The organism is Streptomyces sp. NBC_01506, from assembly GCF_045040295.1.
GTDB lineage: Bacteria > Actinomycetota > Actinomycetes > Streptomycetales > Streptomycetaceae > Streptomyces.
The window spans coordinates 4,665,270-4,690,846 of sequence record NZ_CP109422.1; the positions used below are offsets into that span (position 1 = coordinate 4,665,270).

The window sequence follows — 25,577 nt, forward strand, 5'->3', positions numbered from 1 at the left end:
ACCACCATGAGCGTTGTCACCAACACGACCACCATCGGCGCAATCGAAGCGCCGAGCCGCCGCAACACCGAGCTGGCGATGCTCGCCTTCGCCGTCGTCATCCCGATCTTCGCGTACTTGAACGTCGGCCTGGCGGTCAAGAACGAGGTGCCCAGCGGCATGATCGGGTACGGCCTGGGCATCGGGCTGCTGGCCGGTGTCGGCCATCTCGTGGTGCGCAAGTTCGCCCCGTACGCCGATCCGCTGCTGCTGCCGCTCGCCACCTTGCTCAACGGCCTGGGGCTCGTCCTCATTTGGAGGCTGGACCAGTCGCCCCGGCTGATCGCCCGCGCCGAGAGCTCCTTCGGCGCGTTCACCCCGGACGCGCCCAAGCAGTTGCTGTACTCGGCGATCGGCATCGCGCTTTTCGTCGCCGTGCTGCTGCTGCTCAAGGACCACCGGATCCTCCAGCGCTACACGTACATCTCCATGGCCGTGGCGCTGGTCCTGCTGATCCTCCCGGTCTTCTTCCCGGCGGTGAACGGCGCGAAGATCTGGGTCAGCATCGGCCCCTTCAACGTCCAGCCCGGTGAGTTCGCGAAAATCATCATCGCGATCTTCTTCTCGGGCTATCTGATGGTGAAGCGCGACGCCCTGGCGCTCGCCAGCCGCCGGGTGATGGGCCTCTACCTGCCGCGCGGACGCGACCTGGGACCGATCCTCATGGTCTGGGCCATGTCGATCCTGATCCTGGTCTTCGAGACCGACCTCGGCACCTCGCTGCTGTTCTTCGGCCTCTTCGTGGTGATGCTGTACGTGGCCACGGAGCGCACCAGTTGGATCGTCTTCGGCCTGGTGATGTCCGCCGCGGGCGCGGTCGGTGTCGCCACGTTCGAGCCGCACGTCCAGCAGCGCGTGGAGTTCTGGCTCAACCCCTTCGCGGACTCCACCTGGGAGCAGAGCGAGCAGATCGGCCAGGCGCTGATGTCGTTCGGCGCCGGCGGGACGCTCGGCACCGGTCTCGGCCAGGGCAACTCCGACCTGATCGGCTTCGCGGCCAACTCCGACTTCATCCTGTCCACCGTCGGCGAGGAGTTCGGGCTCGCCGGCACGATGGCGTTCCTGCTGATCTACGGCCTGATCGTGGAGCGCGGCGTACGCACCGCGCTCGCGGCCCGCGACCCCTTCGGCAAGCTCCTGGCGATCGGTCTCTCCGGCGCCTTCGCCATCCAGGTCTTCGTTGTCGCCGGCGGTGTCATGGGCCTCATCCCGCTGACCGGTATGACGATGCCGTTCGTCGCGGCCGGTGGTTCGTCGGTGATCGCCAACTGGGCGCTGATCGGCATCCTCATCAGAATCAGCGACACCGCACGCCGTCCCGCCCCGGCGCCCGCCCCCTCACCCGACGCCGAGATGACCCAGGTGGTCCGACCGTGAACAAGCCCCTGCGACGCATCGCGATCTTCTGCGGACTGCTGGTCCTGGCGCTGCTGGTGCGCACCAACTGGCTCCAGTACGTCGAGGCCGACGAGCTGAACAGCCACGATCGCAACCGCCGCGTCCTGATCGAGCGGTACGCGAGCGAGCGCGGCAACATAGTGGTCGACGGCAAGCCCATCACCGGGTCGGTCGAGACGAAGGACACCGACTTCGCGTTCAAGCGGACCTATCTCGACGGCCCGATGTGGGCACCGGTCACCGGATACGCCTCGCAGGCGTACGACGCCACGCAGATCGAGAAGATCGAGGACGGCATCCTCACCGGCAACGACGACCAGCTCTTCTTCGACCGCACCATGGCGATGTTCACCGGCGACGAGGCGAAGGGCGGCAACGTCGTCACGACCCTCAACGGCGCCGCGCAGAAGGCCGCCTTCGAGGGCCTGGGCAACAAGAAGGGCGCCGTTGTCGCCCTGGAGCCCGGCTCCGGCAAGATCCTCGCGCTGGCCTCCACCCCCTCGTACGACCCCTCGTCCTTCGCCGGCTACGGCGCCGACGACGAGAAGGCGTGGAAGGCGCTCGAAAAGGACATCGACAAGCCGATGCTGAACCGCGCGCTGCGCGAGACGTATCCGCCCGGCTCCACCTTCAAGGTCGTCACCGCCGCGGCGGCGCTGGAGAACGGTGTCGTGGACGACATCGACGCCAAGACCGAAACCCCGCTCCCGTGGACGATGCCGGGCACGACGACGCCGCTGGAGAACGAGGGCAACATCCCGTGCAAGAACGCGACGCTCAAGGAAGCGCTGCGGATCTCCTGCAACACCGTCTTCGGCAAGCTCGGTTATGACGTCGGCGCGGACAAGATGCTGGAGACCGCGAAGAAATTCGGTTTCAACGAGGAGCAGTTCGTCCCGGTCCGCGCCAACGCCTCGATCTTTCCCGAGGAATTGAACGATTCGCAGACCGCCCTCTCCTCCATCGGCCAGTTCGACACCCGTACGACTCCGCTCCAGATGGCCATGGTCGCCTCCGCAATCGCCAATGACGGCAAGCTCATGAAGCCGTACATGATCGACCAGCTCGAGGCGCCGAATCTGGACGTGATCAAGAAGACCGAGTCCGAGGAGATGGGCCAGCCGCTCAGCCAGGAGCACGCGCAGATGCTCCAGGAGATGATGGAGACGGTCGTCGACGAGGGCACCGGCAAGAACGCGCAGATCCCGAACGTGAAGGTCGGCGGCAAGACCGGCACGGCGCAGCACGGCGAGAACAACAGCAAGAACCCGTACGCCTGGTTCATCTCCTACGCCAAGGGCGAGAACGGGTCGCCGGTCGCCGTCGCGGTCGTGGTCGAGGACAGCGACGCCACCCGCGACGACATCTCCGGCGGCGGCCTGGCCGCCCCGATCGCCAAGGACGTCATGAAGGCCGTGATCGACAGCAAGGAGTAGTCGGGCGACATTCCCGAAATGGCCCGGACAGCTATTGGCGCTGTCCGGGCCATTGTCGGACGAGTCGGCGGACCGTCGATAAACACGGAAAACGTTTCCCTCTACACCGAACTCGATCACAGCTCGACACCGCACGGCGGCGGCACGGCGGCGGAATTCGGCGGAATCGATAACGCGGCGCCGATGCCCGACCGGTGACCGGTCTCACCCTCGCCACCCGAACGTTAACAACCGATATGTGGCCATTGAAGTACCAGTCCTGTATCAGCTACCAGGGACGGTCGGACCGGATGCGGCGTGCCCGGTAGCGTATGCGCGGACAGCACACCGCCGGACCGCACACCGGTGCGGTCGGGACAGACGGAGAGGGCTGGAACAGTATGGAAGAGCCGCGTCGCCTCGGCGGCCGGTACGAGCTGGGCTCGGTGCTCGGCCGTGGTGGCATGGCCGAGGTGTACCTCGCGCACGACACCCGGCTCGGCCGCACCGTCGCTGTGAAGACGCTGCGGGCCGACCTCGCCCGCGACCCGTCCTTCCAAGCCCGGTTCCGCCGAGAGGCCCAGTCGGCCGCCTCGCTCAACCACCCCGCGATCGTCGCCGTCTACGACACCGGCGAGGACTACGTCGACGGGGTGTCCATCCCGTACATCGTGATGGAGTACGTCGACGGGTCCACCCTGCGTGAGCTGCTGCACTCCGGGCGCAGACTGCTGCCCGAGCGCACGCTGGAGATGACCGTCGGGATCCTCCAGGCGCTGGAGTACTCGCACCGCGCCCAGATCGTCCACCGCGACATCAAACCGGCCAACGTCATGCTGACGCGCACCGGCCAGGTCAAGGTCATGGACTTCGGCATCGCCCGCGCCATGGGCGACTCCGGCATGACGATGACCCAGACCTCCGCGGTCATCGGCACCGCGCAGTACCTCTCCCCCGAGCAGGCCAAGGGCGAGCAGGTCGACGCGCGCTCCGACCTGTACTCCACCGGCTGTCTGCTCTACGAGCTGCTGACCGTGCGCCCGCCCTTCATCGGGGACTCACCGGTCGCCGTCGCGTACCAGCACGTACGGGAGGAGCCGCAGGCGCCGAGCACCTTCGACCCCGAGATCACGCCCGAGATGGACGCGATCGTGCTGAAGGCCCTCGTCAAGGACCCGGACTACCGCTACCAGTCCGCCGACGAGATGCGCGCCGACATCGAGGCGTGCCTCGACGGCCAGCCCGTCGCGGCCACCGCGGCCATGGGCGCGGTCGGTTACGCGGGCGGCTACGGCTCCGACGACCAGCCCACCACGGCGCTGCGCACCGCCCCTCCCGGCGGCGGCCAGACGTCGATGATGCCGCCGGTCAACCCCGACGACGGGGGCGGCTACGGCAACTACGACGACCGTCCCGACCGGCGCCGGCAGAAGAAGTCCAACACCTCGACGATCCTGCTGATCCTCGCCGGCGTCCTGGTGCTCGCGGGCGCCATCCTGATCGGCAAGGCGGTCTTCGGCGGCGACGACGGCGGCGCGGACCGGATCCCCGTGCCGCAGCTCGTGGGGGAGACGATGGCGTCCGCGAAGGAGCTGGCGAGCAACGCCTCGGTCGAGGTCGCCCAGTCCGGGACGGACCGCTGCGACCAGCCCAAGGGCGCCATCTGCTCGCAGAACCCCGGGGCCGACGAGAAGATGAACCAGGGCGACACCATCCAGGTCGTCGTCTCGGAGGGCGCACCGAAGGTCCAGGTGCCCGACGTCGCCGACGAGACCGTCGAGGACGCGACGAAGACTCTTCAGGACGCGGAGTTCAAGGTCGAGACCAAGCAGGTGGAGAGCGACCAGGACCCGGGAACGGTCGTCTCGCAGAAACCGGCCGGCGGCTCGGAGGCGGAGACGGGGGCGACGGTCACGCTCTCCGTCGCCAAGCAGGCGCAGGTACAGGTGCCGCCAGTCACGGACAAGCCGTACGAAGAGGCGAAGAGCCAGCTCGAACTGCTCGGCTTCACGGTCGCGCGTACGGACGTCGACTCGGAGAAGGCCGCGAACACTGTCGTCGGCCAGACCCCGACGGGCAACGCCAGGGCGGCCAAGGGCAGCCAGGTCACCCTCCAGGTCTCGAAGGGGCCGGCGCAGCCCGAGAAGGTGCAGATCCCCGGTGACGTCGGCGGCAAGACGGTCGCCGAGGCGAAGGCCCAGTTGGAGGCCCTGGGTCTGGTGGTCGTACTGGCCCCGAACTCGCCGAACGACCCCAACGCGCGGGTGGTCGGGACCAATCCGCAGCCCGGCCAGGAAGTCGAGAAGAACAGCACCGTGACGCTGTTCGTCGCTTCCACGGGCGGCAATGACAACGGGGGCGGCGACAACGGCGGCGGTGACAACGGGGGCTTCATCGGCGGCGGTTTCGGCGGCAGCGACTGAGGTCGCCGCCTCCTTAGGAGATGAAGAAGCCCCGGCATCCTCTTTCAGGATGCCGGGGCTTCTTCGTGCCGTACGCCGTCGTGCTGGACGGGCCGGCTCAGCGCAGCTCCGGCGGCTTCGTCCGGTCCTTGTCGACCTTCTCCGTGCGCTCCAGCTCGGCCCACACGATGTAGCGGTAGTCGGAGGTGAAGATGGGCGTGCACGTCGTGAGGGTCAGATAGCGGCCGGGCTTCTTCTTGCCCGACTCCTTCGGCACCGGCTGGAGCACGTCCACGTTGTACTTCGAGGTCTTCGGAAGGTCCTTGAAGACTTTGTAGACGTACCAGGTGTCCTTCGTCTCGAAGACGATCGAGTCACCGGTCTTGAGCTTGTGGATGTTGTGGAACTTCGCACCGTGCCCGTCGCGGTGCGCGGCCAGCGAGAAGTTCCCCTTCTTGTCCTCGGGCAGCGCGGACTTGACCGGATCGGTGTAGTAGCCGGCGACGCCGTTGTTGAGGGACTTGAGGTCAGTGCCCTTCTTTACGAGGACCTCGCCGTTCTTCATCGCGGGCACGTGCAGGAAGCCGATGCCGTTCTTGACGTCGAGGGCGCCGGGGCCGCCGCGGCCGTCGGCCCAGCCGTCGCGTACCTCGTTGCCCTGCTTCGTGGCCTCGCGGTCGGCCAGGACATTCGTCCACCACAGCGAGTAGACGACGAAGAGACCGAGCACCAGGCCCGCGGTGATGAGCAGTTCGCCGAAGACGCTGACGGCGGCGGCGACCCGGCCGCGCCGCGGCCGGACCGGGCGCGCGTCCGCGGCGGGCTCGGGCTCCGGCTCCGCCGGGGACTCAGGGGCCGGGGACTCAGGGTCCGAGGAGTCGGGCGCGGGCTCGGGCTCGGGCGGCTCGGGGTCCGCAGACTCAGGCGCGGGCTCAACCACCCCAGTTGTCGCGGATGTATCGTTTTTTCCGGCTTCTTCGGATGCTGTCGCATGCCCGTCGCCGTGCTCTGTTCCCGCTGCCACAGCACCCGTCCCCTGGTCCCTGGTCCCTGGTCTCCGTCGTGATCCGTTCAGCCGACGAGCGCGTCGGGCTTTCCCTCGTCGCGTGGCCGTTCCTCAACCATCTTGCCCCACACGATCATTCGATACGTACTGGTGAATTCCGGCGTACAGGTCGTCAGCGTGATGTATCGGCCGGGCTCCGTGAATCCGGAACCGGGCGGCACGGGAGAGATCACACCGACGTTCGACGGCGAGGTCTGCGGGAGGATACTCGCCATGTCGTAGGTGAAGTAGGCGTCCTGCGTCTCCACGATGATCTTGTCGCCGGGCTTCAGGCGGTTGATGTACCGGAAAGGTTCACCGTGGGTGTTGCGGTGTCCCGCGACCGCGAAGTTGCCCTGCTTGTCGGACGGCATCGCCGTCTTGAGCCGGCCCTCCGAATAGTGGCCGACCATGCCGTTGTCCAGCACGGTCGACTTGTCGATCCCCTCGGCGATCGGAACGACCACGTCGAGCTTGGGGATATGCATGATCGCGAAACCCTTGCCGGGCTCGAAGACCCCGGGCTGGCGGCCCTCCGCGAATTCCGCCCGGATCTTGTCCGTCTCCTTGCCCGCGTAGAGATCGGCCCGGATGTTCGTCCACCAGAGCTGGTACGTGACGAACAGCAGCATCAGCACACCGAGACTGATGAAGATCTCGCCGACCGCGCGGCTGAGGATCACTCCCGGACTGTCCTTGAGGGCACGGGCGGCCCGCCGCGCCTCGACGCGGGAGAGCGGCCTGGCGGGCGCTGAGGTCTCCGGCGCACTCTCGGGGCTCCCCGAGCCTTCCGGGCGCCTACGACCCCGTCCACGGCCGCCCTTGGCCGCCTTACGCCGCTCGGCGCGGCCCCCGGTGGCCGGTTCGGTCCGCACCGGCCGGTCCGCGGCGGATTCGGGGACGGTGGGCAGCAGGGCCGTGGCTTCCCCGGCGCCGCCGGTGACCCCAACACTCACCGGGGCGCGGCGGGTGTCCTCCGTACGGAGACCGACGGTCTCGTCGTCCCGGACGGGGACGTACGGCGGACCGGGATCAGGTGGCGGGGCGGGCGAGGATGCGGGCGCCTGAGCCTCGTACGGATAGGGCCCGTACCCCGACCACTCCTGCTCCGCCGAAGGCTGCGGCTGCGGCTGCGGCTGCGGCTGCGATATCCCGTCCCCCGCCGCCCAGGGGCCGGGAGCCGCAGAAGGCGCAGGCGAAGAGGGAGCAGGAGAGGGCGGGGCCGGCGCCGGAGTCGGCGGGGCGACCTGCCCGGGGAGCGGATCGTTCAACGGATCCGCGAGTCCATCCACCGCCGCCTCGAACGCGCCCGGTTCCTCGTACGATTCCCGCTGCTCGTACGAGGCGCCGTATCCCGCGTCGTGCTCGGGGCGGAGTGCGGTCACGCGACCGCCTTGCCCACCACCGGCGCCAGGCCCGCCGACCGGCCCACGGCGCCCGGATCACCGCACTGCGCCAGCCAGTTGGCCAGCATCAGATGACCGTGCTCGGTCAGGACGGACTCGGGGTGGAACTGCACTCCCTCGACGGGCAGTTCACGGTGGCGTACCCCCATGATGATGCCGTCCGCCGTACGCGCGGTGACCTCCAGCTCGTCCGGCAGTTCGGCGGGCTCCGCCGCGAGCGAGTGGTAGCGGGTCGCGGTGAAGGGCGAGGGCAGCCCGGCGAACACGCCCTTGCCCTCGTGCGTGACCAACGAGGTCTTGCCGTGCAGCAGTTCGGGGGCCCGGCCCACCACACCGCCGTACGCCACCGCCATCGACTGCATCCCGAGGCACACTCCGAAGACGGGGACGCCGGTCGCGGCGCAGTGGCGCACCATGTCGACGCAGACACCGGCCTGTTCGGGCGTACCGGGGCCGGGGGAGAGCATCACGCCGTCGAAGCCGTCCTGGGCGTGCGCCGTCGACACCTCGTCGTTGCGCAGCACCTCGCACTGGGCGCCGAGCTGGTACAGATACTGAACGATGTTGAAGACGAAGCTGTCGTAGTTGTCCACGACGAGGACGCGGGCACCGCTCATGGGGTGCCTCCCGCGCCGGTCATCGTCGCGTCCCCGAACGGCAGAATGGGCTCCGCCCACGGGAAGACGTACTGGAACAGCACGAAGACGACCGCCAGCGCCAGCACGAGCGCGATGACCGCCCGCACCCACACGTTGCCCGGCAGATGCCGCCAGATCCAGCCGTACATGCTGTCCCTTCCGTTCCGTACCCGTTCCGCGCCCACACCGCCGTACCGGCGTGCGCGATACCGAACCAGACTAAGGGGCCGCGGGGTCACGTGGGCGGCGCATGGGTCAGGTGTGCCGTTGCCCTCTTCTTCTGTAAGAGGACGGCGCGGCCCAACGGTTGGGCCGGACTACTCCACCGGCTTCGCGTAGTGGAGATCCACGGTGCCCGTGTAGCCGGGGAGCGTGGTCTCGCCGTGCTCCTCGACCGTCCACCCCAGGCCGTACGCCTGGACGTACAACTGGTAGTTCTGGATCGCGGGCGAATCCTCGAGCGCCTTTTGGAGCTTGCCCTGGTCCCCCACGGCCGTGATCTTGTACGGCGGTGAGTAGACCCGGCCCTGGAGGATCAGGGTGTTGCCGACGCAGCGCACCGCGCTGGTGGAGATCAGCCGCTGGTCCATGACGCGGATGCCGCTCGCGCCGCCCTGCCAGAGCGCGTTGACGACGGCCTGGAGGTCCTGCTGGTGGATGACCAGGTCGTTGGCCTGCGGTTCCGGGTAGCCGGGACTGGCCGTGGCGTCCGGCGGGGCGTCGTCGAGGGTGACGGTGAGGGCCTGGCCCGAGACCTTCTTGGTGCCCGCGGCGTTCTCCAGACCGCGCAGTTTCGCGTCCTGGGCCTCCGTGGAACCGGCGTCGCGGCTGGCGAGAGCGTCGACGTTCTCCCGTACGGCGCCGGTGGACTCCTCCAGCGCCGCGTTCTTGTCGCTGCGCTCCTGGATCAGGTCCGAGAGCTTGAGCAGCGAGTCGTCCGTACGGAGGTTGGTGCCCTTCGCCGTATTGAAACTGGTGACGAAGATGAGGCCGGCGAGGGCGAAGACCCCGGCCGTGAGCAGCCGGACCGGCCGCCGGCTCGGTCGGCGGACCGGCCCTTCGGGGGAGTCGGCAGAATTGCTCAACGTACCCTTATCTCCTTAGGCGCCACGGAAGCACTACGCTAACGGACGCCCGGGGGAGCCGGCGTTCCCCCTGCTCCTCACCCCCGGCACACCGTTTCAGTTACCTGCGCGGTCACGCAGCGCATCGACAGGAGAGTCCCTCGTGCCGAAGTCACGTATCCGCAAGAAGGCCGATTTCACGCCGCCCCCCGCGGCGAAGCAGTCGACCACCATAAGGCTGTCCAACCGGAGCTGGGTGGCGCCGGTCATGCTCGCGCTGTTCCTCGTCGGGCTGGCCTGGATCGTCGTCTTCTATGTGACCGACGGCTCGCTGCCGATCGACGCCTTCGGCAACTGGAACATCGTGGTCGGCTTCGGCTTCATCGCCGCCGGCTTCGGTGTCTCCACCCAGTGGAAGTAAGGGCCGCGGCCGGCGTCAACCTCTGCCCAGAGACTTATCCACAGTGCTGTCCACAGCCGGGGGAAAAGGTCTGACGATCTGTGGATAACTCCACGGCAGGTTGACGCCGGTGTGACTGGAGCACCCGCTTCGGCCGATGTGATGAAGCGTCTCGGCCCCTTGTCTCTGCTGGGAAAACCCTGATCAGCGACAAGGGGCACTGATGTTCCCCCACAGATTGCACAAGATCCGCCACACGCTGTGGACAACTGTGTGCTTCAGGGACCCCCGGTGCCTCCGGCGGCCCTCAGGTGAGCTGGCCGTTCCTGAGCACGACGAGCGCGATCGTGGCCAGCAGCACCACCGCACACGTGCCCCACTGCACCAGCGCCCGCCGCTCACGCGGCGCGTGCACGAGGCCCACGGCGATCACCGTGCCCGCGACCAGACCGCCGAGATGCGCCTGCCAGGCGATCCCGGACCAGGTGAACGTGAAGAGCAGGTTCAGCGCCAGCAGCGCGAAGACCGGCCGCATGTCGTAGTTCAGCCGGCGCATCAGTACGGCCGTGGCACCCAGAAGACCGAAGATCGCGCCCGAGGCACCGAGCGACGGCTGGTTCGGCTCGGCGAGCAGATAGGTCAGGGCGCTGCCCGCCAGACCGGAGATCAGATACAGGGCGAGAAAGCGCACCCGCCCCAGCGCCGCCTCCAGCGGACCGCCGAGCCACCACAGCCCCAGCATGTTGAACGCGATGTGCCATACGGCCTGGTGCAGGAACACCGCCGTGAACAGGCGATACCACTGCCCGTCGGCGACGCCCACGACCTGGCCGAGATCCGTGTTGTAGGCGAGCCCGATGAGATCCAGCTCGCCGACGACGCGCTGCTCACTGACCAGGACGGCGACGAAGACCGTGAGATTCAGCCCCAGCAGGATCTTCGTGAGCAGCCGGGGGTCGGCGGAGATGGTGCCGCCGGCGATCGTGCGCGGGCGGGCGGCGGTCGGGGAGATGCCCGAGCCGGATCCCTCCCGTACGCAGTTCGGGCACTGGAATCCGACGGAGGCGCTGATCATGCAGTCCGTACAGATGGGGCGCTCGCAGCGAGTGCAGCGGATGCCCGTCTCACGGTCCGGGTGCCGGTAACAGTGGGGTGTCGTGTCGGCGGCGGGCCGGTCCGGGCCCCCGTGCTGCTGGTCCATCGGTCCCCTCGGTGCTCGTTGCGGCGGGAGGAGCACAGCGCACCGCCCTCCCCGTCCGGTATGTAACCACTACGGACGGGCAGGGCGGGATGGTTCCCCGAAGGGGAATCCGAGACGGCGTCGTGACGCGTCCGAAGGGGCGGGTGCGCCCCGGCCTACGGCGATGTGCCGGCGGCCCGGGGACCTGTCCGTCGGACAGTCCTCAGCGGGACTCGACGACGACCGACTCGATCTTGACTTCCTCCACCGGGCGGTCGGTGCGCGCGTTGGTCTGCGTGGATCCGATGGAGTCCACGACCTTCTTGCTCGCCTCGTCGGTGACCTCACCGAAGATGGTGTGCTTGCGGGTCAGCCACGCGGTGGGCGCCAGGGTGACGAAGAACTGCGAGCCGTTGGTGCCCGGTCCCGCGTTCGCCATGGCCAGGAGGTACGGCTTGTCGAAGGCGAGGTCCGGGTGGAACTCGTCCCCGAACTCGTAGCCAGGACCACCGGTGCCGTTACCCAGCGGGTCTCCGCCCTGGATCATGAAACCGCTGATGACCCGGTGGAAGACCGTGCCGTCGTACAGCTTGTCGCTGGACTTCTTGCCGGTCGCCGGGTTGGTCCATTCACGCTCGCCCTTGGCGAGCTCCACAAAGTTCTTGACCGTCTTCGGCGCGTGGTTCGGCAGGAGCCGGATCTCGATATCGCCGTGGTTGGTCTTCAGGGTGGCGTAAAGCTGCTCGGCCACGATCTGCCTTCCGTGAGTCTGCTCTGACTCTGTCGATCCTCGCACGGCCGCCGAGCGGGTCGCCCGCCCCGTACCCCTCAAGGGTCGGGCGGCGGCGGGAGAAAGGCGAGGCAGTCATGGCTTTGCCGGGGCGCGGCACGGCGAACCGTGGCATTGTCGTCCGGAAGCTCCCCTTGCACCGCAATGCCCGAGCATCGCCCCAAGTCGACTTCGTTGACCCGGATGCCCGCACCGCATGCCGGTCCGGCGGGCGGCAGGCATGATTTCGATCTGGGTGGACAGGCGGATCTTTGTCCAATTAACGGGGGAAACCCCCTAGCCCCTGACCGCCACCGAGGAGGAGGATCCTGTGACCCGCATGGACAGCGTGCGCGCCGCCACCGATTCGGCGAGGGAGAGCGTGCTGCACGCCGCGGAAGCGGTGGCACCCTACGCCGAGACGGCCAAGGAACAGGCCGCGTTGTACGCCGAAGAAGCCCGCGTCCGGCTCGCACCGAAGGTGTCGAAGGCCGCGAAGCAGGCGTGTGCTAAGTACGGCACCCACGTGGCGCCGCATGTGCCCCCAAAGGTCGACGTGGCAGCACATCGTGCCGCCGCACGGACGCGTAAGGCCGCGCGTCAGGCCGCCGACTACACGGTGCCGCGCGTCGAGCACGCGGTCTCCGTCGCACAGCCGGTCGCCGGGCAGGCAGCGGCACGTTCCGCCGCCGCCCTCGCCGCGCTGCGTGGTCAGATCACGGTGAAGGAGGTCCAGAAGCTTGTGAGGAAGCATGAGCGACGGGCCAGGGCCGGACGGCTCGCCAAGGGCCTGTTGGTCCTCGGTGTACTGACCGGTGGCGCTGTCGCCGCGTGGAAGTGGTGGGACAAGCAGGCCAATCCCGACTGGCTGGTGGAACCGCCCGCTCCTACAGAGGTCTCCGAGCGCGACACGTCGCTGTCGTCCGTCGACGGCAGCCAGAGTGCGCTCGATCCGGAGGTGAAGGCCAAGCAGGCCGAGGAAGAAGAGGCGAGGGATCGCGACAACCGCCCGTGACGGGTGACCGGTGATCCGTACGACTGGTGGTGCTGTCGCCGTACGACGACTGTCGCGGCCGGCGCGGGTGATGCGGCGGCCTGGCTGGTTCGGCACGGCGGGCACTGCGGGCACTGCGGGTGACGCGGGTGACGCGGGTGACGCCGGCCGGGTCCGGTGCGGGTGAGACCGGTGGGGTCAAGTCCGGTACGGCCGAGACGGTGTCGCGGGCGTCGTGCGTGGTGGGGATGCTCCGCGTGGTGCGGGCACCGGGAGTCCTGAGGGAATCCCGGTTCCTCACGCCGCCGCCACGAGCGCCGCGTCGGCGGCGGCAGCGGCCTCGTTGTCACGCGCCACGTCGGCGTCCGTACGGGTGTCGACGGGCAGGCGCCGGACCGAAGGTGACGAACCGTGAGCTTCCGCGCGGATACGCTGCTCGATGGTCGGCGGCCGGGACGTGTCCGCCGGCCGCGCGCTCCGGGGCAGTGCCCGTCGCACGGCGGGTGCCTCCTCGACTCCGACTCCGACTCCGACTCCAACTCCGCCTCCACCTCCGCCCCGCGCCTCGGCGGCGACCGGCGAACGGTCCGAACGGTCACCCTTCGCGGGCTGCTCGGCGGGCTGCTGTACGGCGGCGTCCGCCGCGGCGGCGGGAGCGGTCAGCCCCAGGGTGGTGAGCACCGCGAAGAACGCGGTCAGGAAGACGGTCCACAGATTCTTGACCTTGAAGGCGGCCATGGCCCCTCGCTTTCAGGTTGCGCTCGGGTTGAGCGATCTACATACCTTCCACATGATGTGTACGCATCTTGGGAATCGAGGGACCAACGCCGCCACTGCGCAGTTCTTCTGATGAACACCACCCGTACGGTGCAACGAGTGCCGTTAATCGTTTGTGATGCCGCGTCAGGCGGCCTTCGGACTGCCCTTCAGCACCTCGAAAAGGCTGGTGAAGCTGTCGTCGGCGTGACCGCCCGCCATTCCTCGCCCGAACAGCTCCAGGACCGCCTTCGGCAGTGCGGTGTCGACCCCGGCCGCCTCGGTGGTGTGCAGGACGTGCTCGATACTGGCCACCCCCATGGCGAGCCTGTCCACATCACCGGGGAACTCGCCCGCGTCGATCCGGGGCGTGTAGAACTCGAAGAACCGCGACATCCCGCCCGTGCTCTGCGACGCGTACGGCAGGAATTCCGCCGCTGAGATGCCGTTGGCGTCCGCGATCGCGAGGGCGTGCACCCAGGCGGTCATCGTCGTCCAGAACAGATCCATCCCGATCTGGTAGTACAGCGCCGCCAGCCCCTGGTCCGCGCCCCGGTAGTCGGTGCCGGTCAGCACCTCAAGCGCCGGCGTCAGCTCCTCGAACAGGTCGCGGGGACCGCTGTAGAAGGTGAAGACGTCCGACGTGCCGATACCGGAGGGCGGTGTGTTCACCCCGCCGGTCAGATGGCGTGCGCCGTGGCCGGCGAACCAGTGCGCCGCCGCCCGCGCCCGCTCCGGGGTGTCCGAGGTCAGATTGACGATCACCCGTCCCGGCAGGCTCGCGACGGCCGGTTCGAGGATCGCGTACATCGCGTCGTAGTCGGTCAGGCTGAGAACCACCGGGCCGCCGGCGCCAAGGGCCTCGTCGACCGACGTGGCCAGGGTCGCGCCCCTGGCCACCAGCGCGTCCGCCTTGCCCGCGCTGCGGTTCCACAGCGTCACCGCGTAGCCCTTGTCCAGGTACGCGCCCGCCATCGCCCGTCCCATGGGGCCGAGGCCGATCACCGTCACCGCCGGGGCACTCGTAGGCGTACTCATCACATGCTCCACTCTCACTAGAACGAACGCTCTATCCAGTGGAAAACCTAACACGCCTCTAGAGCGAGCGTTCTATCCAGTAGGCTTCTGCTGTGAAGACGGCGGAGCAGGACCTCACCACGGGTGCGGGGCGTCCCGTCGGCACGCGCGAGAGGATCGTCCGGGCGGCCTCGCTGCTGATGCAGCGCCAGGGCTACGACGGCACGGGGATCAAACAGATCTCCACCGAGGCCGGAGCCACACTCGGATCGGTCTACCACTTCTTCCCCGGCGGCAAGCAGCAGTTGGCGGTCGCCGCGATCGAACACGGGGACCGCGAGTTCGCCGACGAACTGCGCCTGGCCCTCGACCGTGCGGCCGACCCCGCCCAGGCGGTGATCGACTGCGCGCACCGTCTCGCGGAGGGGCTGCGCGAGTCCGACTGGATCGAGGGCTGCCCCGTCACCTCCACCGCCCTGGGTACGGCGGGCCGCGCGCCCGACATCCAGGAGGCCGCGGCTGCCGCGTTCGCGAACTGGCGCGACTTGGTGTATGCCCGACTTCACCGCGCCGGCATCGCCGAGGACGACGCCCACGACCTGGCCCATACGGTGATCAGCACCCTGGAAGGCGCCGAACTGGCGGCCCAGGTGTCCCGCAGCGAGCGCCCCCTGCTGACCGCGGGACGTCACCTCGCCCAGCTCATCGACCTCTACACCCCGCCGGCGACAGATTCCTGAGCCCACGTCAGGCCATTGGTGCGAGACGGGGACACGGCTCACCCTGGCCAGGACGGGGGAACGATCCGATCCTTGTCGCTATGAACGATGGCGTGGCGTGGCTCGTGCTGAGCACGAGTGGGCTCCTGGTGCTGCTGAACGCGGGGATCGGCGTCCTGGCCCTGTGGAGTCACCGCTCCGATCTGCGGGTGACGGAGCGTCTGATCGCGTCGGGGGAGCTGGACGCGTACCACGCGACCTGGCTGACCCGGTGCGGATACAGCCGGACGTGGACATCGACCTGGTACCGGGAACACCTCGCGGCGGAGCTGGCCCTGCGGGCACTGACCGCCGAGGGGCCCGTGCACACCGACGCGCGGGAAGGGCTCGTACCGCCGCCCGACGTGACCGACCCCAGGGACGCGACGCCTCCGGAGCATCCGCTGACCCTGGCGGCATGGCGATTCGTCCGCGATTCCCGGTCCGCCGGACGCCCGGTGACGGCGCGGGAGCTCGCGGATCACCCCGCTTTCAAGAAGGCCTGCGCCGCGCACCGGGAACGGCTGTCCGGCCATCTGCCCCTTCGGCGCACACGGCGCGACGACAATGCCCGACGCGCGCCGTGGACCGCGGCGCTGATCGGCGCGGGATGGGTCGCGCTCAACACCACTGTCCTGATGGCGTCGGGCGCCTTCGGCGACACCGACGCGGGGCCCGGGGGATTCGAGAAGGCCCTCGCACTGGTGGCGCTGGCGCTCGGCGCCGCCGCCTGCGCCGCGCTCGTCCTGGTGGTCGTACAGGTGCTCCTGTGGCGGGCCTGGCAGGACCGCTGGCCCCGACGCCTGCGCACCCACTGCGAGGAACTGCTCCGCCGGGAGTCTTCTTCGGCCGGATCACCTATGTGAGGGGAAAGTCGAAATAGGTGTCCGGATAGGGTTCTTCTTCCAGTGTGTAGTGCCACCATTCGCAGTCGTACGAGCGAAAGCCGCCGTCGGCCATGATGGAGCAGAGACGCTGACGGTTTGTTGCTTCGCTTCGCGTGATCCCTTCTGCTCCATGATGTGAGATCGAATCCATCAGGTCATGGTCACCGCCCATGGGGGCGAGTTCACCGGTGGCCAGGTGATACAGGGTCAGGTCAACGGTGCTGCCACGGCTGTGGCCCGACCTGGTGGCCACATATCCCCTCTCGAACATCTCGGCTCTGTCGATATTCGGATAGTGCCGTGGTTTCGTCCGGCCGTCCTCCGGAAGTCGTGACCATCGCACAAAGCAGTCCACGGCGCGTTGCGGGCGGTAACCATCCCAGAGAAGCAGGCCGAAGCCGAGCGATTCGGCCTTTCCCTGCGCCTTTTCCAGAGCTGTGCACAGCGCCCTCGTGCCCACGATTCGATTCGCCAGATATCCGTCCACCGGCTTTCCGGTGAAATTGTCCCAGGTGGCGTACTTGGCATCCCAGCGTATGGCGGGCACACGCTCGTCCACGAAGACGAAATCATCGTTCATCGGGTCTTCCCCGCCAATGCCGACGACACCAGCCGGTCGATCACGTCGGAAAGCGGCAGCTCGGCAGCCGCCATCATCCTCGGGTAGCGGCTGTACGAGGTCAGGCCGGGCAGCGTGTTGACCTCGTTGAGGACGACTTCCCCGTCGTCCCTGAGGAACATGTCCACGCGCGACAGTCCCCTGCATCCCAAGGCGCGGTACACGGCCTTCGCCGTCTCCTGAACGAGCGCTCGCGACTGCTCCGGAATGTCGGCGGGAACGATCGCTGTCGAGTTGTCGGAGCCGCTTTCGGGCTCCGCTTCCTGATGGATCTGGAAGAAGCCGTGAGTCAGCGCGATTCGATCCACCTCGCCCGCGACCAGATCCGGCTCGTTCCCCAGGATGGCGCAGCCGATCTCACTGCCGGAGACAGCCTCTTCGATCAGCACCTTCGAGTCGTACTGCCTCGCGGTTTCCACCGCAGTCAGCAGTTCCTCTTTTCGTGACACCTTGCTGACGCCGAAGGACGACCCCGAACGGGCCGGCTTCACGAAGACGGGGTAGGTGAGCAGATCGCGGTCGATGTCGTCGTCCGCCGTGACGGTCCAGAAATTCGGCGTCGCGATTCCCGCGCTTCGGGCGACCATGTAGGTGAGGGATTTGTCCATGCACAGAGCGGAGCTCTGGATATCGCAGCCTACGTAGGGGATTCCGGACAGTTCCAGCAGACCCTGTATCGCACCGTCCTCACCGAGCCTGCCGTGCAGAACGGGCAATACGACGTCCAGACTGATCGAGTCGTATTTCCCGTCCTCCAGAACGAGCAGTCCGTGGACGCTCCTGTCCGGTGACAGCACGGCCGGACGGCACCTGCCGTTCTCCCAGTCCGCGCCGGGCCCGTCACAGAGCTTCCAGGCACCGCTCCGCGTGATTCCGACGTAGAACGGTTCATACTTCTCGATATCGAGGTGTCGGGCGACCTGTTGCACGGACTTGACGGAGACGGGGTGTTCTTCGGAAGATCCTCCGAATATGACGCCGACCTTCAACCTAGCCATGCCGATTCCCGCTTTCGAATTTCAGACAGTTGATGATGGAGTTTTCGACCGTGTCGCTCAGGGCGTGGTCCGTGTAATAGGCGGTGTGTGGAGTGATGAGCACATTCGGCAGCTCTTGGAGTCGCAACAACGACTTGCTCTCGATTGGCGTGTCTCTGCGGTCGGCGTAGAAAATTCCTTCCTCTCCTTCGAGGACGTCCAGCGCGGCACCGCCCAATCTGCCGTTTTCCAGGGCCGAAACAAGGGACTGGGTGTCCAGCAGTTGACCTCGCCCGGTATTGATGATGAACGCGCCGTGTTTCATCTGCTCGATACGCTGACGATTGAGGAGATGATGCGTATCCGCGTTGAGCGGTGCGTGGAGCGTGACGACGTCGCTCGACCGCAGCAACTCATCGAGTGGCAGGTAATCGGCAGCGGTCTCGGGGTGACTGTCATGGGCCAGTATTCGACAGCCGAAACCCCGCAGCCTGTCCACAACTGCTGTGCCGATGCGTCCCGTTCCTACGACGCCGATGGTCAGGTCGCGTAGCTCTTTCCCGCGCACTTCGTTCAACCGGTAGTCGTGCAGGTCGGCTCGGCGGACGGTGGATTTCGCGTTCCGTACCGCCATCAGCATCAGCATCAGCGTGTAGTCAGCAACGCTGTCGGGCGAGTAGGCGACATTTTCGACGGTGATGCCGACCCGTCCCGCGTATTCCCTGTCGATATGGTTGTAGCCGATGCTCCTTGTGGAGATGTACGTGACGCCGGCCCGGCCGAGTGCCAGCAGGGTGGAATTCGCGATCCGCGTTTTATGGCCCACGCTGACGCACCGGTTTCCGGCGGCCAGTTCACTGTTGGCCTCGGATACCGCCGCCTCCACGATGGTCGGTACGACGCCGAAGCGGGGAGCCATCTCCCGGAACAGAACGGCCTCGTCCTGCCCGCATCCATAAATGGTGAGTCCCGTTGCCGGGGCGGCCGAGGAGGACGAGGTCGCTGGTTCGCTGTAGGACATGTCCCAAGTCAAGGCAGCGTGGTGTTGTCGGCACGTATGCGATTTTCGATATGCGGACCATAAGTTACCGAGTGGTCGCATATCGTCGGCATATCGAAATCTGAATACGCGCCGGAAACAGCAGGCCCCGTTGACTGGAGGCATGAATTACCGCGAACTCACTGCCCTCGCCGCCCGGTCATGATCCCGCTCAGCCTCCGCGAGATCGCCGCGGTCGTCGGCGGGACGGTCGAGGGCGACAGCGCCGTCACCGTGAGCGCGCCGCCCGTGCTCGACGGCCGGCAGGCCGAGCCGGGCGCCCTCTTCGTCGCCTTCTCCGGTGAGCGCGTGGACGGCCACGACTACGCCGCCCAGGCCGGCCGGGCCGGCGCGGTGGCCGTACTCGGCTCCCGGCCCACGCCGCTGCCCACCGTCGTCGTCGAGGACACCCGGGCCGCGCTACAGGCGCTCGCCACCCACGTGGTGGCCCGGCTGCGCGACGGCCTGACCGTGGTCGGGCTGACCGGCTCCCAGGGCAAGACCAGCACCAAGGACCTGCTGGCGGCGGTGCTTTCGGGCGCTTCGGACGCCGCCGGGCCGACGATCGCCACGATCGGCTCGCTCAACAACGAGCTAGGCGTGCCGCTCACCATGCTGCGCGCCGACGCGGCCACCCGCTTCCTCGTCCTGGAGATGGGAGCCCGCCACATCGGCGACATCGCCGCGCTCACCGGCCTGGTCGCGCCCGACATCGCGGTCGTCCTCAACGTCGGCCAGGCCCACCTCGGCGAGTTCGGTTCGCGCGCGGCCATCGCCGAGGCCAAGGGCGAGCTGGTACGGGGGCTGGCGCCCGGCGGCATCGCCGTCCTGAACGCCGACGATCCCCGGGTGGTCGCGATGCGCTCGCTCACCGGCGGTCCGGTGCTGACCTTCGGCCGGGCCGGCCACGCCGACGTGCGGGCGCTCGGCCTGGCGCTGGACCGGCTGGGCCGGCCGTCCTTCACCCTGCGTACCGCCGGCGCCTCGGTTCCGGTCGCGCTGCCGCAGCTGGGCGCCCACCAGGCGCTCAACGCGTCGGCCGCCGCGGCCGCGGGGCTGGCGGCCGGCGTACCCCTCGGCGCGGCCACGGCGGCGCTGGCCACGGCTTCGCTCTCGCGGTGGCGCATGGAGCCGCGCGACCTCGCCGGTGGCGCGACGCTGCTCAACGACTCGTACAACGCCAACCCCGACTCGACCCGCGCCGCCCTGGACGCGCTGGCCGCGATCGAGGGCGGGCGCCGTATCGCCGTCCTCGGCACGATGCTCGAGCTGGGCGAGGACAGTGCGGCCGAGCACCGCGCCGTCGGGGCGTACGCCGTCTCGCGGGCCGATGTGGTGGCCGTGGTCGGCGAGGCCGCCCGGCCGATCGCCGACGGCGCGGGAGAGCGGGCGGTGGTCCTGGCCGACAACGACGCGGCCGTCGAGTGGCTGCGCGACCACATCGCCGCCGGCGATGTGGTGCTCGTCAAGGGCTCCCGCGGAGCGCGCCTCGACGAGATCGCCGCCGCGCTCGTCTAGCCGGCCTGTCCGGGCCAGGACCGGGCCAGGACCGGGCCGAAGTCCACCTGGAAGATTCAGCGCCCGCGCCGCTTCATGTAGAGGTCGAAGGCCCGGTAGACCATCGGCCGCAGCGGCAGGTCCCACTCGCCGACGTACCTCACCGCCCGGCCCCCGGTGCCGACCTTGAACTGGATCAGCCCGACGTGCGGGTCGTCCGCGTCGAGGGTGGGGGTGATGCCGCGCAGGTCGTAGACGTCGCAGCCGGCCGCCAGCGAATCGCGGATCATCGCCCACTGACAGGCGTTGGAGCCGCGCACCTCGCGCTTCTCGGTGGAGGAGGCACCGTAGGCGTACACCGCGTGAGCACCGACGCGGATCAGTACGGTGGCGGCGACCAGGTCGCCCCGGTGACGGGCCAGATAGAGCTTGATCCGCTCGGGGTCCTCGGCACGCAGCACCGCGAACATGGTCTCGAAGTAGCCCAGCGGCCGGGGCGTGAAGCGGTCGCGCCCGGCGGTGTGGACGTACAGGTCGTGGAACGCCTTCAGGTCCTCGCCGACCGTGACCTCGACGCCCTCCTTGGCCGCCTTCTTGATGTTGCGGCGCCAGAGCTGGTTCATGCCGCCGAGCAGGTCGTCCTCGGTCTTTCCGGCCAGCGGGATCTCGTATTTGAACTGCGGATGCCCGACCCCGAAGCCGTCCTCCGGGCTCTGCGGCAGCCAGCCGGCGTCCCTGAGCCGACCGGCCACGCGGACGCCGACCGCGTCCTCCTGCCGGCTGGACATCTCGGTCAGCCGCTTGATACCCAGATCGGCGATGCCCTCCTTGACCTGGTCGGCGCTCCAGATGTTCGTGGGCACCGGCGGGCCGAGCCGGATCGCGAACGCGCCTTGTGCCTTCAGGCAGGCCGCCAGCGGGTCGAGCCACGCGTCGATCGGCCCGGTCCAGTCGATGGCCGGGCCCTCGGGCAGATAGGCCAGCGTGAAGCGCTCGAACCGCGGCACGGGTCGGTGCAGGACGAGCCCCGCGCCGACCAACCGCCGGCCGTCGTACCAGCCGAGGGACTGGCTGCGCCACTCGGTCTTGACGTGGCCCCACGCCGGGGTCTGGAGAAAGCTGACCGACCGCTGTGTCCGTACGAACGCCAAGTGCTCGGCGGCGCTGATCGGCTTGACAGTCAGACTCATGCCCACGGTCCCAACTCCTCGGTGGTGCGCGGTTCGGCTCGCTGGTCCGCCGTCCTCAGGCCGGCCCGCACGCCGGCCCTCGCGCCGGCCTTCTCGGGTCTGGGCCGCTGGGCGGGCTGGTTCGCTGTAGGACATGGCTCCAGTCAAGGCAGCGCGGTGTTGTCGGCACGTATGCGGTTTTCGATACGCCGACGATATGGCCCGTTCACCACCGGGCCCGTTCACCAATTGATTCCGGCCGCCACCGGCAGGTGGTCGCTGCCGGTGGCCGGCAGCAGCCAGGCGCTGCGCGGCTCCACGCCCCTGACCAGGATCTGATCGATCCGCGCCACCGGGAACGTCGCCGGCCAACTGAAGCCGAAGCCGTCCCCGGCCGTGTCCTGGACCGAGCGCATCCGCGAGGTCAGGCCGTCGAACGCGCGGTCGTCCATGGTGCCGTTCAGATCGCCGAGCAGCACCACCCGCTCGTTTCGCTCGGCGGCGACGGCCTCGCCCAGCGCGTACGCGCCGCCGTCCCTCTGCCCCGTCGAAAGGCCCGCCCTGGGATTGACGCGTACGGACCCCAGGTGGGCCACATACACCGCCAGCGGCCCGTGGTCCGTGGCCACCGTGGTGCGCAGCGCCCGCACCGGGGCCATCATGACGTCGACCGGCCGGGTGTCCGACAGCGGCAGCTTGCTCCACAGCCCGACCGTGCCCTGCACCGTGTGGTACGGGTACGTCTGCGCCAGCTCCTTCTCGTACGTGCCCCGGGCCTGCTCGCTCAGCTCCTCCAGCGCCAGCACGTCCGCACCGGAGGCGGCCAGATCGCGGGCGGTGCCGGCCGGGTCGGGGTTGTCGGCGCCGACATTGTGGCTGACCACCGTGAGATCGGCGTCCGGGTGGGACTTGTCGCCGAGCAGCCCCCCGAAGAGGTTCAGCCACACCACCACCGGCAGCAGCAGCGCGACGACCGCGGAGGCGGAGCGCCGCCACAGCGCCCCGGCCAGCAGCACCGGGATCAACAGCCCGAACCACGGCAGGAACGTCTCCACCAGGCTGCCGAGGTTCTTGGTCCGGTTCGGGATCTCCGCGTGCAGCAGCATGAGCAGGCCGAGCAGCAGCGCCAGCGCCGCGAGCACCGGACCGCGCTTCCAGGGCCCCGGCCGGGAGCCGGCGCGGATCGCCCGGCGGACGCCCGCGCGCCACGTGCCGGAGCCGGTGTTCCGGTGGTCGGCGTCGCTCTGTCCGGTCGCCGCCGTGTCCACCTGCGTCATCGTCTGTCCTCGCTCGCTGCCGATCGCTGCCGGACACTGCCGCGGTCACCGCGGGTCACCGTCGCGTCCTGCCGGTAGTCAAGGCGGCGTGGTGTTGTCAGCACGTATGAGGTTTTCGATATGTCGACGATATGCACCGGCTCGTAGCATCGACCGTATGCGTGTGCTGATCGTCGAGGACGAGCCCTACATGGCAGAAGCCATCCGCGATGGCCTGCGCCTGGAGGCGATCGCGTCCGACATCGCGGGTGACGGCGACACCGCCCTGGAGCTGCTGAGCGTCAACGCCTACGACATCGCCGTCCTCGACCGCGACGTCCCCCGACTGTCCGGTGACGAGATCGCCAAACGGATCGTCGCCTCCGGCAGCGGCATGCCGATCCTGATGCTCACCGCCGCCGACCGGCTCGACGACAAGGCGTCCGGGTTCGGACTGGGCGCCGACGACTACCTCACGAAACCGTTCGACCTGCGAGAACTCGTCCTCAGACTCAGAGCACTCGACCGCAGACGTGCCCACAGCAGACCACCCGTGCGAGAGATCGCGGGTCTGCGGCTGGATCCGTTCCGCCGCGAGGTCTACCGGGACGGCCGCTACGTCGCGCTCACCCGCAAACAGTTCGCCGTGCTCGAAGTCCTCGTCGCCGCCGAAGGCGGTGTCGTCAGCGCCGAGGAGATGCTGGAGCGGGCGTGGGACGAGAACGCCGACCCGTTCACCAACGCCGTACGCATCACCGTCTCGGCACTGCGCAAACGCCTCGGCGAACCCTGGGTCATCGCCACCGTGGCCGGCGTCGGCTACCGCATCGACTCGGCACCCGGCACCGAACAGCGGGGCGGAGAGCGTGGATAGGGCCCCCGGACTGAGTGTCCGCCTCAAACTCACCCTCAGCTACGCGGGGTTCCTGATGCTCGCGGGTGGCTTGCTGCTCGGCGTCGTATGGCTGTTCCTGCTGCGTTACGTACCCGACACGCTCGCTCCCTCGCCGCTGATGATGCCCGACCGCTCCGACCTGCTGGCCGCCTTCGCCCCGAAGGCAGCCATGGCGCTGGCGTTCCTGCTGGTCTTCGGCCTCCTGGGAGGCTGGCTCCTCGCCGGCAGCATGCTCGCGCCCCTGACGCGCATCGCCAATGCCACCCGCCTGGCCACGAACGGATCGCTCTCCCACCGAATCCACCTGGAGGGCCGCAGTGACGAGTTCCGCGAGCTGGCCGACTCCTTCGACGCGATGCTCGCGCGGCTCGAAGCACACGACGCCGAACAGCAGAGATTCGCGGCCAACGCCTCCCACGAACTGCGCACCCCACTGGCGATCACGCAGACCCTTCTCGACGTGGCCCGCAAGGATCCGAACCGCGACACCGGCGAACTCGTCGACCGCCTCCACTTCGTCAACACCCGGGCGATCGACCTCACCGAAGCGATGCTCCTACTCAGCCGCGCCAACCAGCGGTCCTTCACCCGGGAACACGTCGACCTGTCCCTCGCGGCGGAGGACGCCACCGAGACGCTTCTGCCCCTCGCGGAGAAACACGGGGTCACCATCGAGACCTCCGGCGACCTGGCCCCCACCACCGGCTCACACGCGCTCCTGCTACAGATGACCACGAACCTCGTGCACAACGCGATCGTCCACAACCTGCCTGAACAGGGCACCGTGTGGGTCACGACCAGCCTCCGCCCCGGAAGTGTGGTGCTCACCGTCGAGAACACCGGCGAGAAGGTCACCCCACAACTGGTGGCGACACTCACCGAACCGTTTCAGCGCGGCACCGGGCGCGTACGCACCGACCATGCGGGCGTCGGCCTCGGTCTGGCGATCGTCAGGAGCATCACCCACGCGCACGACGGGACACTGACCCTCACCCCGCGCTCCGCCGGCGGGATCCGCATCACCGTGGAACTGCCGGCGACAGCCCGGACGCGGTCCCCGTCGCTGTCACCGCGCTGACACAGCAGCACGCGAAAAGCCCCTCCGAACCGCGTTTCCGCAGGTCGAAGGGGCTGGACAAGTGGAGCCTAGGGGAGTCGAACCCCTGACATCTGCCATGCAAAGACAGCGCTCTACCAACTGAGCTAAGGCCCCGGAAGGGATGTACACCGGCGCCGCAGGACATCTCGGCGGGCGCCGGGGACCAGAGTACCGGGTGTCCCCCGTGATCTCGCAAAAGGATTGGGACTCCCGATGCGCGACCCCGCTCCGTAGGATGCCCCAGAGGTTCGCAGCAGCGAAGCTGCCGCCTGGGGAAGCGATGGGGAGACGCGAATGGACGCCGCACAGCAGGAATCGACAGCAAGAGCCAGGGAACTCCAGCGGAGCTGGTACGGAGAGCCGCTGGGAGCACTCTTCCGCCGGCTGATCGATGACCTGGGGCTGAATCAGGCCAGGCTCGCCGCCGTGCTCGGTCTGTCGGCCCCGATGCTCTCCCAGTTGATGAGCGGCCAGCGCGCCAAGATCGGAAATCCCGCCGTGGTCCAGCGCGTTCAGGCGCTCCAGGATCTGGCGGGGCAGGTCGCCGACGGCAGTGTCAGCGCCGCCGAGGCCACCTCCCGGATGGACGAGGTCAAGAAGTCGCAGGGCGGCTCCGTCCTCACCGCCACCAGCCAGACGACGAACAGCACGGGCGCGCCGACCGTGCGGCGGGTCGTCCGCGAGATCCAGTCGTTGCTGCGGTCCGTCGCCGCCGCCGGTGACATCATCGACGCGGCGGACTCCCTCGCACCGAGCCACCCCGAACTGGCAGAGTTCCTCCGGGTGTACGGGGCCGGGCGCACCGCCGAGGCGGTCGCGCACTACGAGGCGCACCAGAACTAGGGCGTGTCTTTTGGA

The 25,577-nt window shown here is 68.5% G+C and carries 26 protein-coding genes and 1 tRNA gene; 12 read left to right on the forward strand and 15 right to left on the reverse strand.

The window, feature by feature from the left end; translation table 11 throughout:
• Positions 1-6: 6 nt before the first annotated feature.
• From OG329_RS20365 to pknB, 4 genes are all read left to right on the forward strand, one after another.
• Entirely contained in the window at positions 7-1,416 is a 1,410-nt protein-coding gene (locus tag OG329_RS20365; RefSeq protein WP_405797017.1) for an FtsW/RodA/SpoVE family cell cycle protein, read from the forward strand.
• Complete coding sequence (locus OG329_RS20370; RefSeq protein WP_405797018.1) at positions 1,413-2,873, forward strand: peptidoglycan D,D-transpeptidase FtsI family protein; 1,461 nt, start codon at positions 1,413-1,415, stop codon at positions 2,871-2,873. The genes OG329_RS20365 and OG329_RS20370 overlap by 4 nt, the downstream gene beginning before the upstream one ends.
• A gap of 18 nt (positions 2,874-2,891) precedes the next feature.
• Entirely contained in the window at positions 2,892-3,071 is a 180-nt protein-coding gene (locus OG329_RS20375) for a hypothetical protein (RefSeq protein WP_405797019.1), read from the forward strand.
• Between the two features lie 182 nt (positions 3,072-3,253).
• Positions 3,254-5,275, forward strand: a complete 2,022-nt coding sequence (gene pknB / locus OG329_RS20380) for a Stk1 family PASTA domain-containing Ser/Thr kinase (RefSeq protein WP_405797021.1) — start codon at positions 3,254-3,256, stop codon at positions 5,273-5,275.
• Positions 5,276-5,372: 97 nt separating this feature from the next.
• Here pknB and OG329_RS20385 read toward each other — a convergent pair whose 3' ends face one another.
• From OG329_RS20385 to OG329_RS20405, 5 genes are all read right to left on the reverse strand, one after another.
• Complete coding sequence (locus tag OG329_RS20385; protein ID WP_405797023.1) at positions 5,373-6,194, reverse strand: class E sortase; 822 nt, start codon at positions 6,192-6,194, stop codon at positions 5,373-5,375.
• 131 nt (positions 6,195-6,325) lie between these two features.
• Entirely contained in the window at positions 6,326-7,684 is a 1,359-nt protein-coding gene (locus OG329_RS20390) for a class E sortase (RefSeq protein WP_405797024.1), read from the reverse strand.
• Entirely contained in the window at positions 7,681-8,322 is a 642-nt protein-coding gene (locus OG329_RS20395) for an aminodeoxychorismate/anthranilate synthase component II (RefSeq protein ID WP_405797026.1), read from the reverse strand. Before OG329_RS20395 ends, OG329_RS20390 begins: the two co-directional genes overlap by 4 nt.
• Positions 8,319-8,492 (reverse strand): hypothetical protein, encoded by a 174-nt coding sequence (locus OG329_RS20400; RefSeq protein WP_405797028.1) that lies wholly within the window; start codon positions 8,490-8,492, stop codon positions 8,319-8,321. Before OG329_RS20400 ends, OG329_RS20395 begins: the two co-directional genes overlap by 4 nt.
• A gap of 168 nt (positions 8,493-8,660) precedes the next feature.
• Positions 8,661-9,428: a DUF881 domain-containing protein gene (locus OG329_RS20405; protein WP_405797030.1), complete on the reverse strand. Its 768-nt coding sequence runs from the start codon at positions 9,426-9,428 to the stop codon at positions 8,661-8,663.
• A 142-nt stretch (positions 9,429-9,570) separates the two neighbouring features.
• Between OG329_RS20405 and crgA the strand changes: the two genes are divergently transcribed.
• On the forward strand, positions 9,571-9,828 hold the full coding sequence (crgA, locus tag OG329_RS20410; RefSeq protein ID WP_405797031.1) for a cell division protein CrgA: 258 nt from the start codon (positions 9,571-9,573) through the stop codon (positions 9,826-9,828).
• A gap of 286 nt (positions 9,829-10,114) precedes the next feature.
• On the opposite strand, the gene OG329_RS20415 is transcribed toward crgA, so the two are convergent.
• Together OG329_RS20415 and OG329_RS20420 are read right to left on the reverse strand one after the other, a co-directional pair.
• Positions 10,115-11,008, reverse strand: a complete 894-nt coding sequence (locus OG329_RS20415; protein WP_405797032.1) for a rhomboid family intramembrane serine protease — start codon at positions 11,006-11,008, stop codon at positions 10,115-10,117.
• A gap of 202 nt (positions 11,009-11,210) precedes the next feature.
• Positions 11,211-11,738 carry a peptidylprolyl isomerase gene (locus tag OG329_RS20420; RefSeq protein WP_405797033.1) on the reverse strand — a complete coding sequence of 176 codons (528 nt, stop codon included), beginning with the start codon at positions 11,736-11,738 and terminating at the stop codon, positions 11,211-11,213.
• Between the two features lie 349 nt (positions 11,739-12,087).
• Here OG329_RS20420 and OG329_RS20425 point away from each other — a divergent pair, with 349 nt between their 5' ends.
• Positions 12,088-12,771, forward strand: coding sequence for a DUF5324 family protein (locus OG329_RS20425; RefSeq protein WP_405797034.1), 684 nt, complete (start codon positions 12,088-12,090; stop codon positions 12,769-12,771).
• A 276-nt stretch (positions 12,772-13,047) separates the two neighbouring features.
• Here the strand turns inward: OG329_RS20425 and OG329_RS20430 are convergent, their stop codons facing one another.
• Positions 13,048-13,488 carry a DUF6344 domain-containing protein gene (locus OG329_RS20430; protein ID WP_405797035.1) on the reverse strand — a complete coding sequence of 147 codons (441 nt, stop codon included), beginning with the start codon at positions 13,486-13,488 and terminating at the stop codon, positions 13,048-13,050.
• 165 nt (positions 13,489-13,653) lie between these two features.
• Complete coding sequence (locus OG329_RS20435) at positions 13,654-14,544, reverse strand: NAD(P)-dependent oxidoreductase (protein WP_405797036.1); 891 nt, start codon at positions 14,542-14,544, stop codon at positions 13,654-13,656.
• A 92-nt stretch (positions 14,545-14,636) separates the two neighbouring features.
• Here OG329_RS20435 and OG329_RS20440 point away from each other — a divergent pair, with 92 nt between their 5' ends.
• Both OG329_RS20440 and OG329_RS20445 read left to right on the forward strand, forming a co-directional pair.
• Entirely contained in the window at positions 14,637-15,263 is a 627-nt protein-coding gene (locus OG329_RS20440; RefSeq protein ID WP_405797038.1) for a TetR/AcrR family transcriptional regulator, read from the forward strand.
• A gap of 80 nt (positions 15,264-15,343) precedes the next feature.
• Positions 15,344-16,147 (forward strand): hypothetical protein, encoded by an 804-nt coding sequence (locus OG329_RS20445; RefSeq protein ID WP_405797040.1) that lies wholly within the window; start codon positions 15,344-15,346, stop codon positions 16,145-16,147.
• On the opposite strand, the gene vanX is transcribed toward OG329_RS20445, so the two are convergent.
• Genes vanX through vanH form a run of 3 tightly spaced genes read right to left on the reverse strand, consistent with a single transcriptional unit; the run spans position 16,140 to position 18,785 of the window.
• A complete protein-coding gene (gene vanX / locus OG329_RS20450) occupies positions 16,140-16,748 on the reverse strand; it encodes a D-Ala-D-Ala dipeptidase VanX (protein WP_405797041.1) in 609 nt (202 codons plus the stop codon). The two genes, OG329_RS20445 and vanX, sit on opposite strands and share 8 nt — an antisense overlap.
• Positions 16,745-17,785, reverse strand: coding sequence for a D-alanine--(R)-lactate ligase VanA-Sc (vanA-Sc, locus tag OG329_RS20455; RefSeq protein ID WP_405797043.1), 1,041 nt, complete (start codon positions 17,783-17,785; stop codon positions 16,745-16,747). The genes vanX and vanA-Sc overlap by 4 nt, the downstream gene beginning before the upstream one ends.
• Positions 17,778-18,785 (reverse strand): D-lactate dehydrogenase VanH, encoded by a 1,008-nt coding sequence (gene vanH / locus OG329_RS20460; RefSeq protein WP_405797044.1) that lies wholly within the window; start codon positions 18,783-18,785, stop codon positions 17,778-17,780. Before vanH ends, vanA-Sc begins: the two co-directional genes overlap by 8 nt.
• Before the next feature lie 180 nt (positions 18,786-18,965).
• Here vanH and murF point away from each other — a divergent pair, with 180 nt between their 5' ends.
• A complete protein-coding gene (gene murF / locus OG329_RS20465) occupies positions 18,966-20,321 on the forward strand; it encodes a UDP-N-acetylmuramoyl-tripeptide--D-alanyl-D-alanine ligase (RefSeq protein ID WP_405797045.1) in 1,356 nt (451 codons plus the stop codon).
• A gap of 56 nt (positions 20,322-20,377) precedes the next feature.
• Here murF and OG329_RS20470 read toward each other — a convergent pair whose 3' ends face one another.
• A complete protein-coding gene (locus OG329_RS20470) occupies positions 20,378-21,490 on the reverse strand; it encodes a lipid II:glycine glycyltransferase FemX (RefSeq protein ID WP_405797047.1) in 1,113 nt (370 codons plus the stop codon).
• A 221-nt stretch (positions 21,491-21,711) separates the two neighbouring features.
• Positions 21,712-22,746 (reverse strand): endonuclease/exonuclease/phosphatase family protein, encoded by a 1,035-nt coding sequence (locus OG329_RS20475; protein ID WP_405797049.1) that lies wholly within the window; start codon positions 22,744-22,746, stop codon positions 21,712-21,714.
• A 157-nt stretch (positions 22,747-22,903) separates the two neighbouring features.
• On the opposite strand from OG329_RS20475, the gene OG329_RS20480 reads away from it, so the two are divergent.
• Both OG329_RS20480 and OG329_RS20485 read left to right on the forward strand, forming a co-directional pair.
• Positions 22,904-23,599 carry a response regulator transcription factor gene (locus OG329_RS20480; RefSeq protein WP_405797050.1) on the forward strand — a complete coding sequence of 232 codons (696 nt, stop codon included), beginning with the start codon at positions 22,904-22,906 and terminating at the stop codon, positions 23,597-23,599.
• On the forward strand, positions 23,592-24,698 hold the full coding sequence (locus OG329_RS20485) for a sensor histidine kinase (RefSeq protein ID WP_405797052.1): 1,107 nt from the start codon (positions 23,592-23,594) through the stop codon (positions 24,696-24,698). The genes OG329_RS20480 and OG329_RS20485 overlap by 8 nt, the downstream gene beginning before the upstream one ends.
• A 62-nt stretch (positions 24,699-24,760) precedes the next feature.
• Here the strand turns inward: OG329_RS20485 and OG329_RS20490 are convergent.
• Positions 24,761-24,833, reverse strand: a tRNA-Ala gene (locus tag OG329_RS20490).
• 180 nt (positions 24,834-25,013) lie between these two features.
• Here OG329_RS20490 and OG329_RS20495 point away from each other — a divergent pair.
• The gene (locus OG329_RS20495) at positions 25,014-25,562 is read left to right on the forward strand and encodes a DNA-binding protein (protein WP_356591231.1); all 549 of its coding nucleotides are present in this window, start codon (positions 25,014-25,016) and stop codon (positions 25,560-25,562) included.
• The last annotated feature ends 15 nt before the right edge of the window (positions 25,563-25,577 follow it).

What these genes read in the sequence shown, in the direction of transcription:
- OG329_RS20445 (WP_405797040.1), top strand. Translation starts at nt 15,344, where the DNA reads ATGAACGATGGCGTGGCGTGGCTCGTGCTGAGCACGAGTGGGCTCCTG.
- OG329_RS20375 (WP_405797019.1), top strand. Translation starts at nt 2,892, where the DNA reads ATGGCCCGGACAGCTATTGGCGCTGTCCGGGCCATTGTCGGACGAGTC.
- vanH (WP_405797044.1), bottom strand. Translation starts at nt 18,785, where the DNA reads ATGTCCTACAGCGAACCAGCGACCTCGTCCTCCTCGGCCGCCCCGGCA.
- OG329_RS20400 (WP_405797028.1), bottom strand. Translation starts at nt 8,492, where the DNA reads ATGTACGGCTGGATCTGGCGGCATCTGCCGGGCAACGTGTGGGTGCGG.
- OG329_RS20395 (WP_405797026.1), bottom strand. Translation starts at nt 8,322, where the DNA reads ATGAGCGGTGCCCGCGTCCTCGTCGTGGACAACTACGACAGCTTCGTC.
- OG329_RS20430 (WP_405797035.1), bottom strand. Translation starts at nt 13,488, where the DNA reads ATGGCCGCCTTCAAGGTCAAGAATCTGTGGACCGTCTTCCTGACCGCG.
- pknB (WP_405797021.1), top strand. Translation starts at nt 3,254, where the DNA reads ATGGAAGAGCCGCGTCGCCTCGGCGGCCGGTACGAGCTGGGCTCGGTG.
- OG329_RS20495 (WP_356591231.1), top strand. Translation starts at nt 25,014, where the DNA reads ATGGACGCCGCACAGCAGGAATCGACAGCAAGAGCCAGGGAACTCCAG.
- vanX (WP_405797041.1), bottom strand. Translation starts at nt 16,748, where the DNA reads ATGAACGATGATTTCGTCTTCGTGGACGAGCGTGTGCCCGCCATACGC.
- OG329_RS20435 (WP_405797036.1), bottom strand. Translation starts at nt 14,544, where the DNA reads ATGAGTACGCCTACGAGTGCCCCGGCGGTGACGGTGATCGGCCTCGGC.
- vanA-Sc (WP_405797043.1), bottom strand. Translation starts at nt 17,785, where the DNA reads ATGGCTAGGTTGAAGGTCGGCGTCATATTCGGAGGATCTTCCGAAGAA.
- murF (WP_405797045.1), top strand. Translation starts at nt 18,966, where the DNA reads ATGATCCCGCTCAGCCTCCGCGAGATCGCCGCGGTCGTCGGCGGGACG.
- OG329_RS20365 (WP_405797017.1), top strand. Translation starts at nt 7, where the DNA reads ATGAGCGTTGTCACCAACACGACCACCATCGGCGCAATCGAAGCGCCG.
- OG329_RS20475 (WP_405797049.1), bottom strand. Translation starts at nt 22,746, where the DNA reads ATGACGCAGGTGGACACGGCGGCGACCGGACAGAGCGACGCCGACCAC.
- OG329_RS20470 (WP_405797047.1), bottom strand. Translation starts at nt 21,490, where the DNA reads ATGAGTCTGACTGTCAAGCCGATCAGCGCCGCCGAGCACTTGGCGTTC.
- OG329_RS20480 (WP_405797050.1), top strand. Translation starts at nt 22,904, where the DNA reads ATGCGTGTGCTGATCGTCGAGGACGAGCCCTACATGGCAGAAGCCATC.
- OG329_RS20415 (WP_405797032.1), bottom strand. Translation starts at nt 11,008, where the DNA reads ATGGACCAGCAGCACGGGGGCCCGGACCGGCCCGCCGCCGACACGACA.